16 protein-coding genes and 2 pseudogenes are annotated in these 15,374 nt (G+C 67.2%); all 18 read left to right on the top strand.

Translation table 11 applies throughout. The annotated features are described in order from the left end of the window. Nucleotides 1-432, top strand: a 432-nt coding sequence (locus tag RTY46_RS18650; protein ID WP_312710251.1) for a lytic transglycosylase domain-containing protein, incomplete at its 5' end; no start/stop codon positions are given. Then, nucleotides 429-977, top strand: coding sequence for an integrating conjugative element protein (locus tag RTY46_RS18645; protein WP_003109779.1), 549 nt, complete (start codon nucleotides 429-431; stop codon nucleotides 975-977). The genes RTY46_RS18650 and RTY46_RS18645, both read left to right, overlap by 4 nt. A gap of 4 nt (nucleotides 978-981) precedes the next feature. Then, nucleotides 982-3,168: a type IV conjugative transfer system coupling protein TraD gene (gene traD / locus RTY46_RS18640; protein WP_058143965.1), complete on the top strand. Its 2,187-nt coding sequence runs from the start codon at nucleotides 982-984 to the stop codon at nucleotides 3,166-3,168. Continuing rightward, nucleotides 3,165-3,914, top strand: a complete 750-nt coding sequence (locus tag RTY46_RS18635) for a TIGR03747 family integrating conjugative element membrane protein (protein WP_017640428.1) — start codon at nucleotides 3,165-3,167, stop codon at nucleotides 3,912-3,914. The genes traD and RTY46_RS18635 overlap by 4 nt, the downstream gene beginning before the upstream one ends. A gap of 98 nt (nucleotides 3,915-4,012) precedes the next feature. Next, entirely contained in the window at nucleotides 4,013-4,393 is a 381-nt protein-coding gene (locus RTY46_RS18630) for an RAQPRD family integrative conjugative element protein (protein ID WP_017640429.1), read from the top strand. Next, entirely contained in the window at nucleotides 4,390-4,623 is a 234-nt protein-coding gene (locus tag RTY46_RS18625) for a TIGR03758 family integrating conjugative element protein (RefSeq protein ID WP_003050225.1), read from the top strand. The genes RTY46_RS18630 and RTY46_RS18625 overlap by 4 nt, the downstream gene beginning before the upstream one ends. 16 nt (nucleotides 4,624-4,639) lie before the next feature. Then, nucleotides 4,640-4,999: a TIGR03745 family integrating conjugative element membrane protein gene (locus RTY46_RS18620; protein WP_017640430.1), complete on the top strand. Its 360-nt coding sequence runs from the start codon at nucleotides 4,640-4,642 to the stop codon at nucleotides 4,997-4,999. 12 nt (nucleotides 5,000-5,011) lie between these two features. Then, nucleotides 5,012-5,422: a TIGR03750 family conjugal transfer protein gene (locus tag RTY46_RS18615; protein ID WP_004566561.1), complete on the top strand. Its 411-nt coding sequence runs from the start codon at nucleotides 5,012-5,014 to the stop codon at nucleotides 5,420-5,422. After that, complete coding sequence (locus tag RTY46_RS18610; protein WP_017640431.1) at nucleotides 5,419-6,111, top strand: PFL_4703 family integrating conjugative element protein; 693 nt, start codon at nucleotides 5,419-5,421, stop codon at nucleotides 6,109-6,111. Before RTY46_RS18615 ends, RTY46_RS18610 begins: the two co-directional genes overlap by 4 nt. Then, nucleotides 6,108-7,037 carry a TIGR03749 family integrating conjugative element protein gene (locus RTY46_RS18605; protein ID WP_312710249.1) on the top strand — a complete coding sequence of 310 codons (930 nt, stop codon included), beginning with the start codon at nucleotides 6,108-6,110 and terminating at the stop codon, nucleotides 7,035-7,037. The genes RTY46_RS18610 and RTY46_RS18605 overlap by 4 nt, the downstream gene beginning before the upstream one ends. Next, nucleotides 7,027-8,445: a TIGR03752 family integrating conjugative element protein gene (locus RTY46_RS18600; RefSeq protein WP_047219621.1), complete on the top strand. Its 1,419-nt coding sequence runs from the start codon at nucleotides 7,027-7,029 to the stop codon at nucleotides 8,443-8,445. The genes RTY46_RS18605 and RTY46_RS18600 overlap by 11 nt, the downstream gene beginning before the upstream one ends. Further along, nucleotides 8,426-8,866, top strand: a complete 441-nt coding sequence (locus RTY46_RS18595) for a TIGR03751 family conjugal transfer lipoprotein (protein WP_017640434.1) — start codon at nucleotides 8,426-8,428, stop codon at nucleotides 8,864-8,866. Before RTY46_RS18600 ends, RTY46_RS18595 begins: the two co-directional genes overlap by 20 nt. Beyond that, a complete protein-coding gene (locus tag RTY46_RS18590) occupies nucleotides 8,866-11,745 on the top strand; it encodes a conjugative transfer ATPase (RefSeq protein WP_312710247.1) in 2,880 nt (959 codons plus the stop codon). The genes RTY46_RS18595 and RTY46_RS18590 overlap by 1 nt, the downstream gene beginning before the upstream one ends. A 13-nt stretch (nucleotides 11,746-11,758) precedes the next feature. Next, nucleotides 11,759-12,544 (top strand): thioredoxin domain-containing protein, encoded by a 786-nt coding sequence (locus RTY46_RS18585; RefSeq protein WP_017640436.1) that lies wholly within the window; start codon nucleotides 11,759-11,761, stop codon nucleotides 12,542-12,544. Nucleotides 12,545-12,725: 181 nt separating this feature from the next. Next, a complete protein-coding gene (gene radC / locus RTY46_RS18580; protein WP_017640437.1) occupies nucleotides 12,726-13,220 on the top strand; it encodes a DNA repair protein RadC in 495 nt (164 codons plus the stop codon). Between the two features lie 154 nt (nucleotides 13,221-13,374). Then, the gene (locus RTY46_RS18575; RefSeq protein ID WP_026083770.1) at nucleotides 13,375-13,821 is read left to right on the top strand and encodes a TIGR03757 family integrating conjugative element protein; all 447 of its coding nucleotides are present in this window, start codon (nucleotides 13,375-13,377) and stop codon (nucleotides 13,819-13,821) included. Further along, nucleotides 13,818-14,764 (top strand): annotated as a pseudogene (locus RTY46_RS18570) (TIGR03756 family integrating conjugative element protein). Before RTY46_RS18575 ends, RTY46_RS18570 begins: the two are co-directional and overlap by 4 nt. Before the next feature lie 9 nt (nucleotides 14,765-14,773). Next, nucleotides 14,774-15,374: pseudogene (locus RTY46_RS18565) on the top strand (integrating conjugative element protein); the annotation flags it as partial.

The raw sequence follows: 15,374 nt of genomic DNA, 5'->3' as shown, positions 1-15,374 counted from the left end.
CAGGAGAGCGGCATCCGGCGCAACGGGCGCCTGGTGCCGTGGCCGTGGTCCCTCAACGTCGCCGGCCAGTCGCGCCGCTTCGCCACGCGCGCCGACGCCTGCGCTGGCCTGCAGCAGGCGATGCGCGCCACGCCGCACACGCGCATTGATGCGGGCCTGGGCCAGATCAACCTCGGCTACCACAAGCACCGCTTTACCGGCGCGTGCGACCTGCTGGATCCGTATCGCAACCTGGCCGTTGCCGCCGAGATCCTGAAGGAGCAGCACACCCCCGGCGAGGACTGGCTGCTGGCGATCGGCCGCTACCACCGCCCCGCAGGCGGCGAGCCCGCCGCCCGCTATCGGCGCAGCGTGTCGCGCCACCTTGCCCGCGTGCAGGGCACGCGACCAGCCGCCGCGGTCCTCGCGGCGCGCCAGGAGACCTCCCCATGACGAAACCCCATCCCGCCCATCTCGCGTTCACGGGCCTACTCATGCTGCTGTCAGGCCTGCCGCTGGCCTCGCGTGCCGGCGAGCCACTGATCGTTGTCGAGGACCGTGGCGGCACGTCGGCATTGCCGTACTACGAAGCCCTGAATCTCCAGCCGCGCGCCAACGCACCGGCGCGGCCGTCCATCCCGACGCCCCAGGTTCCTGCCACACGGGCGGACGAAGCCGCGATGCTGCCGGTGCGCAGCGCCAAGCTCACGCCCGGCACCGTCGCGCGACGGGTGATCGAAGCGCCCGGCCTGCGGCCGTTCGTGGTCATCGGCGACGACGAGGCTTCCCGGGCCTGGTTGCAGCGCCGCGCCGCCGCTTTGCGCGAACGTGGCGCGGTCGGCCTGGTCGTCAACGTCGAGACCGCGCAGGGCCTGGCGCGGCTGCGCGCCCTGGTGCCGGGCGTGCCGCTCGCGCCCGTGGCCGGCGACGACCTGGCCGATCGCCTGGGCCTGCGGCACTACCCGGCGCTGATCACGGCCACCGGCATCGAGCAATGAAGCCATGTCGGGCAAACAGCCGGTCGAGGTTCTGCTACGCCCAGCGGTGGAGCTATACACCGTCGCGGCGTGTGCAGGCGCCGCGTTTCTGTGCCTGGTGGCCCCATGGTCGCTCGCGCTGAGCCCGGCCATGGGCATCGGCAGCGCCTTGGCGTTCGGCGCCTACGGCGCGATCCGCTACCGCGATGCCCGCATCATCCTGCGCTACCGGCGCAACATCCGCCGTCTGCCGCGTTACGTGATGACCAGCAAGGACGTGCCGGTCAGCCAGCAGCGCCTATTCGTGGGGCGCGGGTTCCTGTGGGAGCAGAAACACACCCATAGGCTCATGCAGACGTACCGGCCGGAGTTTCGGCGCTACGTCGAGCCGACGCCGGCCTATCGGCTGGCGCGCAGGCTGGAGGAACGGCTGGAGTTCGCGCCGTTCCCGCTGTCCCGGCTGTCGAAACTCACCGGCTGGGACGTACCTTGCAACCCGGTGCGGCCGCTGCCGCCAGTGGGCGGCCTGCCGCGCCTGCACGGAATCGAACCGGAGGAGGTGGACGTCAGCCTGCCGCTGGGCGAGCGCGTCGGGCACTCGCTGGTACTGGGCACCACGCGCGTGGGCAAGACCCGGTTGGCCGAGTTGTTCGTCACGCAGGACATCCGGCGCACGAACTCTGCGGGCGAGCACGAGGTCGTGATCTTCATCGACCCCAAAGGAGATGCCGATCTCCTGAAGCGGATGTATGTCGAGGCCAAGCGCGCGGGCCGCGAAGGCGAGTTCTATGTCTTCCATTTGGGCTGGCCGGACATTTCCGCGCGCTACAACGCCGTAGGCCGCTTCGGTCGCATCTCGGAAGTCGCCACCCGCATCGCGGGCCAGCTCTCCGGCGAAGGCAACAGCGCAGCCTTCAGGGAGTTCGCGTGGCGCTTCGTCAACATCATCGCCCGCGCCCTGGTGGAACTGGGGCAGCGCCCGGACTACATGCTGATCCAGCGGCACGTCATCAACATCGACGCGCTGTTCATCGAGTACGCCCAGCACTACTTCGCCAAGACCGAGCCCAAGGCCTGGGAGGTGATCGTTCAGATCGAGGCCAAGCTCAATGAGAAGAACATCCCGCGCAACATGATCGGGCGCGAGAAGCGCGTGGTGGCGCTGGAGCAGTACCTCTCCCAGGCCCGCAACTACGACCCGGTGCTGGACGGCCTGCGCTCTGCCGTCCGCTACGACAAGACGTACTTCGACAAGATCGTCGCCAGCCTGCTGCCGCTGCTGGAGAAGCTCACCAGCGGGAAGATTTCCCAGCTTCTGGCCCCGAATTATTCCGACCTGGCCGACCCGCGCCCGATCTTCGATTGGATGCAGGTCATCCGAAAGCGCGCCGTCGTCTACGTGGGCCTGGACGCGCTGTCCGACGCCGAGGTCGCCGCAGCGGTCGGCAATTCCATGTTCTCCGACCTGGTTTCGGTCGCAGGCCACATCTACAAGCACGGGATTGACGATGGCTTGCCGGGCGCTTCAGCCGGTGCGCGCGTGCCGATCAATGTCCACGCCGACGAGTTCAACGAATTGATGGGCGATGAGTTCATCCCATTGATCAACAAGGGCGGTGGCGCAGGCCTCCAGGTCACCGCGTACACGCAGACCCTCTCGGACATCGAGGCCCGCATTGGCAACCGCGCCAAGGCCGGTCAGGTGATCGGCAACTTCAACAACCTGTTCATGCTGCGCGTGCGCGAGACCGCGACCGCTGAACTGCTGACCCGGCAACTACCGAAGGTCGAGGTCTATACGACCACCATCGTCAGCGGCGCGACCGACAGCTCGGACATTCGCGGGGCGACGGATTTCACGTCGAACACCCAGGACCGCATCAGCATGTCCAGCGTGCCGATGATCGAGCCGTCGCACGTCGTCGGCTTGCCCAAGGGCCAGTGCTTCGCGTTGTTGCAGGGTGGTCAGCTTTGGAAAGTGCGCATGCCGCTGCCGGCGCCGGACCCGGACGAGGTGATGCCGGCGGACTTGCAGCAACTGGCCGGGTACATGCGCCAGAGCTACAGCGAAGCCACGCAGTGGTGGGAGTTCACCAGTTCTCCGGCCCCGCAGGACGGGGCTTTGCCCAAGGACCTGCTGGATGAGGCTACGCCGACCGAAGCTGGCCCGGCAGCCACCGACGACAGCGCCGGCAACGAGGCCTCGTCATGAAGGACGCCGCCTCGACCGCGCAGCGGGAGCAGAACCAGCGCCAGGGCCTGATCGTCGGCACCATCACCTTGCCGTTCCGGCTGCTCGGGGTGCTGATCGGCTCGCTGCTGTTCTCGATCGTGGTCGAGTGCGTCGGCATGCACCTGTTCTGGAAGGACCAAGGCTGGCGCCACTCCCAGCAGATGTTGCAGTACGAGCTGGGGCATTTGTCCAACCATTTCACGCGCAGCGTCGTCGTGCAGGAGCCGGGCCGAACGGCGCACGAGCTGGTGGATACCGGCTACGAATGGGTGTTCGTGCGCTCGGGGCTGCTGGAGCGCATGAGCCAGACCGCCGAGCGCGCCCGCGCGCCCAGCCATGGGCAGACCCGCAACTTCCGGTACTACATCAGCCAGGTCTATGTCTGGACCGAGAGCTACCTGATCGCTGCGGCCTTCACGACGCTCACTTTCCTGGTGCGCCTGCTGGTCCTGGTGCTCACGCTGCCGCTGATCTTCACCGCGGCATTCGTCGGTCTGATCGACGGCCTGGTACGGCGGGACGTGCGCCGGTTCGGCGCGGGCCGGGAATCCGGTTTCATCTACCACCGGGCGAAGGCGAGCCTGATGCCGCTGGCCGTGTTGCCGTGGGTCACGTACCTGGCCTTGCCGATCTCGGTGCATCCACTCCTGATCCTGCTGCCGAGCGCCGCCTTGCTGGGACTGGCCGTGAGCCTGACCGCAGGCAGCTTCAAGAAGTACCTCTAGACCATCAATCCGGTCATCCGCAGGTTCCTATTGTTTGCGGCCTAAAAGCCCCTCGTTGCCCACGATCAACCCATTGCTGATCACACAGGAATGGCGCGATGTTGGCTCCGATCTGGCAGCGCGCCGCGCATCGCGGCGTGCCCACTTTTTTCGTGACGGCCCTCCTGCTGGGCCAGTCCCCGATGACATTGGCCGAGCCCCCCGCGCAGCGCCAGGAGCTGGTCGCCGCGCTGCGTCAACTCGACGCGCTGGAGCGCACCGTCACCAACAGCGCCGCGCATGCCCCCATCCAGCCGGGCGAGCGCTACCACTTCGATTACCCGCGGCTGCTGGCTGACTTGGCGCGCGTGCGCGCCGGCATCCAGGCCCACCTCACACCGTCGCGTGCCCAGCCGCGCGACCCCGCTGAACTGGCTGGCGACTACCGCACCGAGCGGACCGTCGCTCCATCGCCGACGACCGCGGAGGCCAAGCCATGAACGGCGCCCAGGTCTCGGCATTTCAAGCCAACAGCGGCATCGCGCCTTCGGCGATGGCGACCGTCCTGGTCGGCGTCGTGTTCGCGGTCCTGCTCGTCTGGGGCGTCTGGGCCATCCGAACGGCCTACGTGGGGTGGTCAGAGAGCCGCCTCAACCAGCGCCAGTTCCTCGGCGTCTGCATCCGCTTTGTCGCGATGTACCTCGTCCTGAGTTTCTTCCTCCTCTCCTGACCTGAAAGGCCTGACCATGCAAAACCGCATCCTCACGTCCCGTTTTTCCCAGCGTGCCGCCGTGGCCCTGGGCGCCGCCGCGCTGCCCGCGCTGTCGTTCGCGCAGGGGCTGCCGCAACTGGAGAACCCGACCCGCGGCACCGGCAACGGCATCATGGAAACGATCCGCAACTACGGCTACGACATCATCATGCTCGTGGCCCTGCTGGTCGTGGCGTCGATGTTTATCGGCGTCTGCTACCACGCCTACGGCACCTACGCGGAGATCCACACCGGCCGCAAGACGTGGGGCCAGTTCGGCCTCACGGTCGCCATCGGCGCCGTGCTGCTCGTGATCGGCATCTGGCTGCTCACCGAAGCCACCGGCATCCTGTAAGGCGAGGCTGGTATGTCCGAGCAGCAGCACGTCCGTGCGGACGGGACGGTCACGTTCCTTCCGCACCGGCTCAACCGCCATCCCGTTGTTGTGCGCGGCCTCACCGCCGACGAGCTGTGGATCTGCTGCGGCCTGTCCGGCGCCGCCGGCCTGCTGGTCGGTGCGCCGCTGTCCTGGGTGTTCCGCACGATCGCGCTCGCGCCCACGTTCGTCGTGCTGGGCGTGGCCTTCGGCGTCTTCATCGGGGGCGGCATCCTGCGTCGCCTCAAGCGCGGGCGCCCCGACACCTGGCTGTACCGGCAACTGCAATGGCGCATCGCCACGCGCCACCCGCTGGCGGCGGGCTGGGTGGGCGGCCATGTGCTGATCTCACGCTCCGGCTTCTGGACCACCCGAAGGTCTGTTGCAAGGGGGGCACGATGAGCCGCTTCAAGAACGAGATCACCCATCTGCAGGCGCACATCAAGACGCTCCGCCTGGGTGCCGGCGCGCTGGTCATCGTCGCTCTGGTCATGGGCGGCGGCTGGTGGAGCGCGCCGCGCGACCTAACCATCCACGTCCCGCCCGACCTGCGCTCCGGCAGTACCCGCAAGTGGTGGGAAGTTCCGCCCGAATCGGTCTATGCGTTCACGTTCTACGTGTTCCAGACCCTCAACCGCTGGCCGACGAACGGCGAAGAGGACTACGCGCGCAACCTCCACACGCTCTCGCCGTACCTCACCCCGTCCTGCCAGGCCTTCCTGCGGGCGGACTACGACTATCGCCGCAGCACGGGCGAGCTGCGCCAGCGCGTGCGCGGTATCTACGAAATCCCCGGCCGCGGCTACGGCGACGACCCCACGGCGCGCGTGCGCGTGGTCTCCGACCGCGACTGGGTGGTGAGGCTGGACATCACCGCCGACGAGTACTACGGCGCCGAGCAGGTCAAGCGGGCCTTGGTGCGCTACCCGGTGAAGGTCACGCGGGTGGACGTTGATCCCGCCCGCAACCCGTTCGGTCTGGCGCTTGACTGCTACGACGGTGCCCCCCAGCGCATCAGCGCCCCGGAGCCGTCGCGCCCGGCGCCTGGCGGCCTGTCTCCGCAAGCGCCCCAAGGAGGAAACACCCCATGAAGCATCCTGTATTCACGCTGCTTGGGCTGTTAGCCGTGGCTGCCTCGGCCACCATGCCCGCCGCTGTCCAGGCGGTCGAAATTCTGCGCTGGGAACGCATGCCGCTCGCGGTGCCGCTGAGGGTGGGCCAAGAGCGCATCGTGTTCATCGACCGGAACGTCCGCGTGGGCGTGCCTGCGGGCGCGGGCGAACGCCTGCGCGTGCAGAGCGCGGGCGGCGCGGTGTACCTGCGCGCCAGCGAACCGATCGAGCCCACGCGGCTGCAACTGCAGGACGCCGACACGGGCGCGCTGATCCTGCTCGACATCGCGGCCGAGCCGCCCAAGGACGGCGAGGCCGAGCTGGAGCCGGTGCGCATCGTCGAGGGCAGCAGCACCCCGGCGCGCTACGGCGATCAGGCAGGCGGTGCCGATGAGGCCCCGGCACGCGCCCAGGATCAGACAGGCGCTCAAGCGGCGCGGCGCGAAACCCCCGTGCCGGTCGTCCTGACGCGCTTCGCTGCGCAGAACCTCTATGCGCCGCTGCGCACCGTGGAGCCGCTGCCGGGTGTCATGCGGGTCAACCTGCGCCGTGACCTCGACCTCGGCACGCTGATGCCGACGCTGCCGGTGCGCGCGGTCGCGCTCGCGTCGTGGCGTCTGGAAGACCAGTGGGTCACTGCCGTGCGCTTGACCAACACCGGCGCGGGCAGGATCACGCTCGACCCGCGCGTGCTGCAAGGCGACTTCCTCACCGCCACCTTCCAGCACGAGGCGCTCGGCCCGCGCGGAACGCCCGAGGACACGACCGTCCTGTACCTGGTGACGCGCGGGCGCGGCCTGGCGCAGTCGCTGCTGCCGGCGATCCACCGCTTCGACCCGGCCGTGCATCTGCCGCAACCGGAAGCTGAAGCCGGCGACGGCAAGGAGGCCCGCCATGCGCAGTAACGGCTTGCTCAAGTGGCTGATGATCCCGGTCGCCTTGCTAGTGCTGTTCGTCGCCATCCGGTTGTTTTCGGGTGGAAGCTCGTCGGCGCCGCTCGCCCCGGATGCCGGCGCCAAGCTCACACCCGAGGAAATGAAGGCGTTGGGCATCGAAGGCGATACCCCCCGCGATACAGTGGCAACGCTCGTCGCCCAGGTAAAGCAGTTGCGCACCGAGCTTCAGACCGCGCTGACCGACAACAAGTCGCAGCGCGAGGAAAACCAGCGGCTGCGCCAGCGCGAGAACTCCATCGATCAGCGCATCAATTCGGCCCTCGAATCCGAGCGCTCCAACCTGCGCCGCGACCAGGAACAGGCGGCCAGCGCGCGCCAGCAGACCGAAGGGCTGCTCGCCGACCTGCAGCGGCGTCTGGACAGCATCGGCGGGCGCGGCGGCGGCCATGCCGATCTGCCCGTGGGCCTGGGGCTGCGCGATGGCGACGAGGCCGACATGGAAGGCGGCATGCGCTGGGTCGAACCGGACGACGCGAAGAAGGCCGAGGGACGCAACGGCAGTCGTGGCACGGGCAGCGGCATGAGCTTCCCGACGAGCTTCGGCCCGGCGCAAAGCACGCTGGAAACGACCGCGGAAACCGTGGCGAACGCCGGCGCACGTGCGGCAGGCGTCAAGAGCGCCAAGCCGGTCTATACCGTGCCAACCAACTCAACGCTGATGGGGTCGGTCGCGATGACCGCGCTGATCGGTCGTGTGCCGATCGACGGGACGGTGAACGATCCGTACCCCTTCAAGGTGCTGGTCGGCCCGGACAACCTCACGGCCAACGGGATTGATATTCCCGACGTGGCCGGCGCCGTGTTCAGCGGAACCGCATCGGGTGACTGGACGCTCTCGTGCGTGCGCGGCCAGGTACGCAGCATCACCTTCGTCTTCAACGACGGCACGATCCGCACCATCCCCGAAGACCGCGAAGGCAACCAGCAGAACAACCAGCAGCGCGACGGCCTGGGCTGGATCAGCGATCCGCACGGCATCCCCTGCGTCAGTGGCGAACGGCGCAGCAACGCCCAGCAGTACCTCGGCTCGCAGGCCCTGATCACGGCGGCCGGTGCCGGCGTGGCCTCGCTCATCGAGAGCGACAGCGGCCGCATGTCCTACGTCGGCTCGGACGGCGCCATCGGCACCGTGGGCATCAGCGGCAAGGAAGCAGTCGGCCAGATCCTCGCGGGCGGCGTCCGGGACATGTCGGCCTGGGTCAACAAGCTCTACGGCCAGGCCTTCGCCTCCGTCTATGTCCAGCCTGGTGCCAAGGTTGCCGTCCACCTCGAAAAGCCGCTGGCCATCGATCACGACCCCGAAGGCCGGCGCGTCGATCACCGTGCAGGAGAAAGCCATGCGCTCGAACTCGATTAAGGGCCTCGCGCTGGCCGCGGCCGTCGCCGTGCTCGGCGGTTGCGCCACCAGCAAGGAAGAACTGCTGACCCATAGCGACCGCACCATGATGGACATCTGGCAGCAGGAAACGGGTGGCGGCGGCAGTGGCACCGGCCAGGTCGCGCGCCGGCAGTTGCTCGACGCGCGCCAGAGCCTGCGCCGGCCGCTGACCGACGCCGATGTGCAGGCTGCGCCCGTCGAGCAGATGCGCTACACGCGCTTGGCGCGCAACGAGGTTTATCGCCAGTTCCAGCGCCTGCCCAACCCCGATCTCGTCATGTATGTGTACCCGCACCTAGCGGGCACGGACCCCGTGCCGGTTCCGGGCTACACGACGGTCTTCCCGCTGTACCAGCGCGTGCAGTACGCCATGCCCGGTGAACGGCTGGAGGACTATTGATGCGCTGGAAACTTCCCTGGCCGAAGCTGGCCGCATCCGGCACCGGCGACGAAGAGAAGCCGGACGGCTGGCAGCGCCACGTCGAGGCCTTGCGCCAGGCCGGCGTCCCTGAACCCGGCGCAGCGGTCCAGGGCCGCAGGCCGGCGACGGTAGCCGACGAGCAGGCGCTGTACGACGTCGCGCCGTCGTTCGCGGAACTGCTGCCTTGGGTGGAGTTCTTGCCGCAGTCGAAGTCCATGCTGCTGGAGGATGGGCAGTCGGTCGCTGCCTTCTACGAGCTGGTGCCGCTGGGCACCGAGGGGCGGGAGCCCGGCTGGCTCGCGCATGCCCGCGATGCCTTGGAGAACGCGCTCCAGGACTCGTTCGATGAGCTGGACGAGAACCCCTGGGTGCTCCAGCTCTACGCCCAGGACGAGCCCAGCTTCGACCAGTACATGCAGACCCTGCGCGACTATGTGCAGCCGCGCGCCCGCGATACTGCGTTCACCGAGTTCTACCTGCGCTTCTTCGGCCACCATCTGCGCGCGGTCGCCAAGCCGGGCGGCCTGTTCGAGGACACGGTGGTCACGCGGCTGCGCTGGCGCGGCCAGACGCGGCGGGTGCGCATGGTGATCTATCGCCGTGCCACCGGGCAGGCAAGCCGCCGCGGCCAGACGCCCGAGCAGATGCTGAACATCGTCTGCGACCGCCTGTGCGGCGGCCTGGCGAACGCCGGCATCCAGGCACGGCGCATGGTCGCAGCCGACGTCCACGACTGGCTGCTGCGGTGGTTCAATCCGCGCCCCGCGATGCTCGGGCCTGGAGCCGAGGATCAGGAGCGCTTCTATGCACTGGCGCGCTACCCCGACAGCACCGAAGAAAGCGAGGCCGGCGAAATCGAGCTGGCGAGCGGGCGGGATTTCAGTCAGCGGCTGTTCTTCGGCCAGCCACGCTCCGACGTGGAGCACGGCACCTGGTATTTCGACGGCATGCCGCACCGCGTGCTGATCACCGACCGGCTGCGCATGCCGCCCGGCACCGGACACCTGACCGGCGAGACCCGCAAAGGGGATGCCATCAACACGCTGTTCGACCAGATGCCGGAAGACACCTTGCTGTGTCTCACGATGGTCGCCACGCCGCAGGATGTCCTGGAAGCGGATCTCAACCACCTGGCGAAGAAGGCCGTGGGCGAGACGCTGGCGTCGGAGCAGACGTTGAAGGACGTGCAGGAAGCCCGCTCCCTCATCGGCAGCGCGCACAAGCTCTACCGGGGGACGCTGGCATTCTACCTGCGCGGACGCGACGAAGCGGAACTGGACCGGCGCGGCCTGGACCTGGCGAACGTGATGCTCAATGCTGGCTTGCAGCCGGTGCGCGAGGACGACGAGGTGGCGCCGCTCAACAGCTACTTGCGGTGGCTGCCATGCTGCTACAACCCCGGCCAGGATCGGCGCAAGTGGTACACCCAACTGATGTTCGCTCAGCACGCGGCGAACCTGTCGCCGGTGTGGGGCCGCGCTCAAGGTACGGGGCACCCGGGCATCACGATGTTCAACCGCGGTGGCGGGCCGATCACCTTCGACCCGCTCAGCCGCCTGGATCGGCAGATGAACGCCCATCTGTTCCTGTTCGGCCCCACCGGCTCCGGCAAGAGCGCCACGCTCAACAACCTCTTGAATCAGGTCACGGCCATCTACCGACCGCGGCTGTTCATCGTGGAGGCTGGCAACAGCTTCGGCCTGTTCAGCGACTTCGCACGCAGGCTCGGGCTGACGGTAAACCGGGTCAAGCTGGCCCCAGGTTCGGGCATCAGCCTCGCGCCATTCGCAGACGCGCGTCGGCTGATCGAGACGCCCAGCGACGTGCAGACGCTCGACGCCGACGCGCTGGATGAAGACCCGCCACCAGATGCCTCGGCCATGGAGGCGGACGAGCAGCGCGACGTGCTCGGCGAACTGGAGATCACGGCGCGGCTGATGATCACGGGCGGAGAGGACAAGGAGGAAGCCCGGATGACACGGGCTGACCGCTCGCTGATCCGTCAGTGCATCCTCGACGCCGCCGAGCACTGCGTGGCCGACAAACGCACGGTGCTTACGCGCGACGTGCGCAACGCGTTGCGCGCCCGCGGCCAGGACCCGACGCTGCCCGAAATGCGCCGCGTGCGGCTGCTGGAGATGGCGGATGCGATGGACATGTTCTGTCAAGGCACGGACGGCGAAATGTTCGACCGCGACGGCACGCCGTGGCCCGAAGCCGACATCACCTTGGTTGACCTCGCGACATACGCCCGCGCGGGCTACAACGCGCAGCTCTCCATCGCTTACATCAGCCTGATCAGCACGGTGAACAACATCGCCGAGCGCGACCAATACCTTGGACGCCCGATCATCAACGTCACCGACGAAGGACACATCATCACGAAGAACCCACTGCTCGCGCCCTACGTGGTCAAGATCACGAAGATGTGGCGCAAGCTGGGCGCATGGTTCTGGTTGGCCACGCAGAACATCGACGATCTGCCGCGCGCAGCTGAGCCCATGCTCAACATGATCGAGTGGTGGATCTGCTTGTCGATGCCCCCGGATGAGGTGGAGAAGATCGCGCGGTTCCGCGAACTCAGCCCAGCACAGAAGGCGCTAATGTTGTCGGCGCGCAAAGAGGCGGGGAAATTCACCGAGGGCGTCATCCTCTCCAAGAGCATGGAAGTGCTGTTCCGTGCCGTGCCGCCGAGCCTGTACCTCGCGCTCGCGCAGACCGAACCCGAAGAGAAGGCCGAGCGCTACCAGCTCATGCAGCAATACGGCTGCTCCGAACTGGAGGCGGCCTTCAAGGTGGCCGAGAAGATCGACCAGGCACGCGGCATCGATTCGCCAGCCCTGGAACTGCCCTACTAAGCCGGAGAACGCCATGGAACCGAAACGTCCTTCCATTCCGATGCAGGTCCAGGTGTTCCGCCGTCGCAACGGGCGTCCCCGCTGGCCCTGGGCCTTGGCCGCTGCATTGGTCGCATTGCTGTTGATCTGGCTCGTCCCCCGGTCGCCCGATGAATCCTCAGCGCCGTCGCCCTCGCCGGTCAGCATGACGCAGACGCCGGGGTCACCCTGGCAGATGGGCAACCCAGAGGGCCGCTTCACGCTGACGCTCTATGCCGACCTGGAATGTCCGTTCTGCCGGGAGTATTTCCCGCAGCTCAAGCGCTGGGTCGGCAACAACACCGACGTGGCCCTGCAATGGCACCACCAGCCGCTGGCCGCACACGAGCCCGCCGCGTCGGCCGAGGCGCGTCTGGCCGAGTGCGCCGCCGAAGGTGGCGGGCATGCGGCGTTCTGGCAGGCGATCGAATGGGTCTATGCCCACACGCGCAGCGACGGCCAGGGCTTGCCCGATGGCCTGCGCTACCCCGCATCGACGCCGGCCGTCGAGCGGTGCCTGGCGAGCGAGCGGCCAGATGTGCTTATTCGCGCCCAGGCCGCTGAAGCCACCAAGAGCGGTGTGACCGCCACGCCGTCGCTGCGGCTGCTCGATCGCCAGACGGGTCAGACCATCCTGCTGCAGGGGCCGATCGAGGGCGATGCCTTGCTGTCGGCCATTGACATGCTGGCGACCGGGAACTCGGCCAGCGACACGGCGGCCGCACCCACCATCCCCACATCCGAAATGCCTGCCGACGTTGTCGGCGACATGCCCAGGTAGCCCTCGGTCTTGGAGGCTACGGCGCGGCTTGCCGCACTGACCGCTACCCGTTCGCTTCGCATCCTGGCTGCGAACAATCACCGCTGCGCGGTGGTGGATGCACCTTGTTCCGCTGTTTCCATCCCCAGGAGGGCTTGCCCTCCTGGGGTGGCGTCCTCCGTTCACATTCTGGAGGTCCGCCATGTCTCTCGTCGTAAATGACTCCTGCGTGGAGCCACGTTTTGCCCCAGCGTCCCAATCTGATGATTGGATCATCCGGCAGGCCATCGCGCTGCTGGAACAACGTGTTTTCAAGGCCGGGCCGCTTCTTGGCCAGCCACAGGCCGTGAAGGACTATCTGCGTCTGAAACTCGTCGCAGAACCGAACGAAGTGTTCGCCATCGTGTTCATGAACAGCCAGCACCGGGTGTTGGCCTATGAGCCGATGTTCAAGGGCACGCTCGATTCGACTGCAGTTTATCCGCGCGCTGTCGTGCAGCGTGCATTGGAGCTGAATGCCGGCGCGGTGATTTTTTCGCACCAGCATCCCTCGGGATGCACTGAGCCGTCGAGCTCGGATCGCGCTTTGACCGACCGACTGAAGGCTGCGTTGGCGCTCATCGATGTGCGAGTGTTGGACCACATCATCGTCGGCCAAGGCGCTCCATACTCGTTCGCGGAATCCGGTCTGCTGTAGCCCGCTCCTTGATCCACGCGGAGGCTTCGGCCTCCGCTTTTTCATGGGCGCGAGACAAGCAGGTATGCGGGCAGTGCGCGATGCGCATTGTTTGTTGGGGCCGCGTCGGCTTCGCGTTTGACTACTGCTCTGATCAACTTCAAGGGCACGCGACATGCCAGCATCTCTTTCCAGGTTCGCGCCGGGCTGGCGAACCCTCGGCCTGGCCGTGGCGCTGCCGGCAGCCCTGGCCGTTTTCAGCCCGGCCACCTTCGCCGCCGACGTGGTGGTCGTCACCGACAGCCGCCACCCGGTCAAGACCATGGGCGGCGAGCGGCTGATCGAACTGAACGAAGCCCACAGGATTGAAGCGGAGCTTTCCGCGGGACTGCCCACCGACCCCGAACAGGCGACGGCCATCGTCAAGCGCCGGCTGAATGGCGGCGGTGCCGATCTGCAGCGACGCATCGCTTCCGCATACCAAAGCGTTACCGACGCATGGAGTCTCGGCATCACCAGCCTCCCGGCCGTGGTGGTGGACAGGCGCTATGTGGTCTATGGCGAGTCGGATGTGGCTCGCGCTGTCGCGCGCATCGAGCAGCACCGGAGGACCCAGCCGTGACCCGACCATTCGACCTGATGCGCCGTCTGCATGCTGGCGTGGCTTCGTTGCTGCTGCTCAGCGCCACGGGCAGCTACGCCCTCAACACTGCCACCATCGTCGGCTCGGTAGCGTCACCCGACTGCCTCGAATACCGCGTCGTTGGCATCTGCTACTGGCTCTATTGCACCTGGACCGGCTGCACGGTGCGCACGTCCATCAAGGTGCGCCACTACATCCCCGATGCGGTGGTGTCGTCGTACTCGAATACCGGCGAAAACCCCTGGGTCGAGGTCCGGGCAATGAGCACGCCCAACCCGTCCGCCCAAGCGGGCGGCGATGGAACCACGAACGAGGATCACGAAAACAACCTCGCCAAGTTCAAAAACTCGGACGTTATCGGCCACCCCGGCGTCGAGGTGTTCAACCAGTTCGTCTCGTCGTCGGGTTACTTCTGCGAGGGCGCGGGCACGGCGTTCATGCCGTACTTGCTCAGCACCTTGGACACGCTGGCCTGGCGCTACAACGTGCCCGAGATGGCCTACCCGGAAGCGCTGATTCCGGGCCGGCGTGAGGTCGGCGCACGCACCACGATGAACCTGTGGGGCAACGTGTATCCCCGTGGCGGCTTCCTGCACCAGACCGACGACTTCAAGGCCGGCGCAGTGGTGGCCCAGCGTGCAGGCGATGTGGTCACGCGCCGGGGCAGATCCACGTCTATCAGCCGTTGCTTGCCAACTCCCGCGACGGCTACTGGCCGGCAGGCGCGCTGATGGAGGGCGATGCCTCGACCGGAAAGTGGCAAGAACTCACGCCCGTCCTGTCGTCGTCCTGCACGGTCTTCCCGCGCAGCGGCTTTCTTACCCAGGCGCAGCAAGGCGACTACGCATGGGCGCTGTGGCGGCCGTATGCCTGCTGCGAACGCCGGGGCCAAGTGTTCCTGGGCAGCGTCGATTTTCTCTGAGGTGGTGCCATGAAGTTCCGTCCTGCATTCAATCCGTTCTCCCGCCGGGCACGTCGCACGGAGATCGTCCTGGCGCTGGCCGGCGCCCTCGCGCTGGGCAGCGGCGTGGCCTGGGGTCAACTGGGCTACCAGACCAGCGGCAGTGTCATCGGCGATGACGTCATGTACTCGATCGGTGGCGGCAACGCCGTGTCGATGGGCCGTGCGGCCGGCATGCGCTCTCTCGGTGTCGGCGTGGGTTGGAACAGCAACTTGATCTGCGGCGACATGAGCATCCAGACCACGTTGAAGAACCAACTTAACGGCATCACCAACGGCTTCCAGCAAATCATGTCGTCGGTGATCCAGAGTGCCACCAGTGCGGTGGCATCGTTGCCCGCGCTGATCATCCAGCGGGCCGATCCCGGTTTGTACAACCTGCTCACCAATGGCGTGCTGCAGGCGCGACTCGATTTCGACCGCAGCAAGCTGACGTGCCGTGCCATGGCCGAGAAGATGGCCGAAATGGCGGGCGGCCAGCTCGGCTGGAGCCAGATGGCCGAAGGGCTGGCGCTGCGCGATGCCGTGTCGAGCACGGATGCGGTCTCGGCCATCGAGCAAGCCGAGACGC

The sequence above is a fragment of the Stenotrophomonas sp. genome (genome assembly GCF_032056425.1).
Classification (GTDB): domain Bacteria; phylum Pseudomonadota; class Gammaproteobacteria; order Xanthomonadales; family Xanthomonadaceae; genus Stenotrophomonas.
This window is presented reverse-complemented; position numbering and strand designations above follow the sequence as displayed.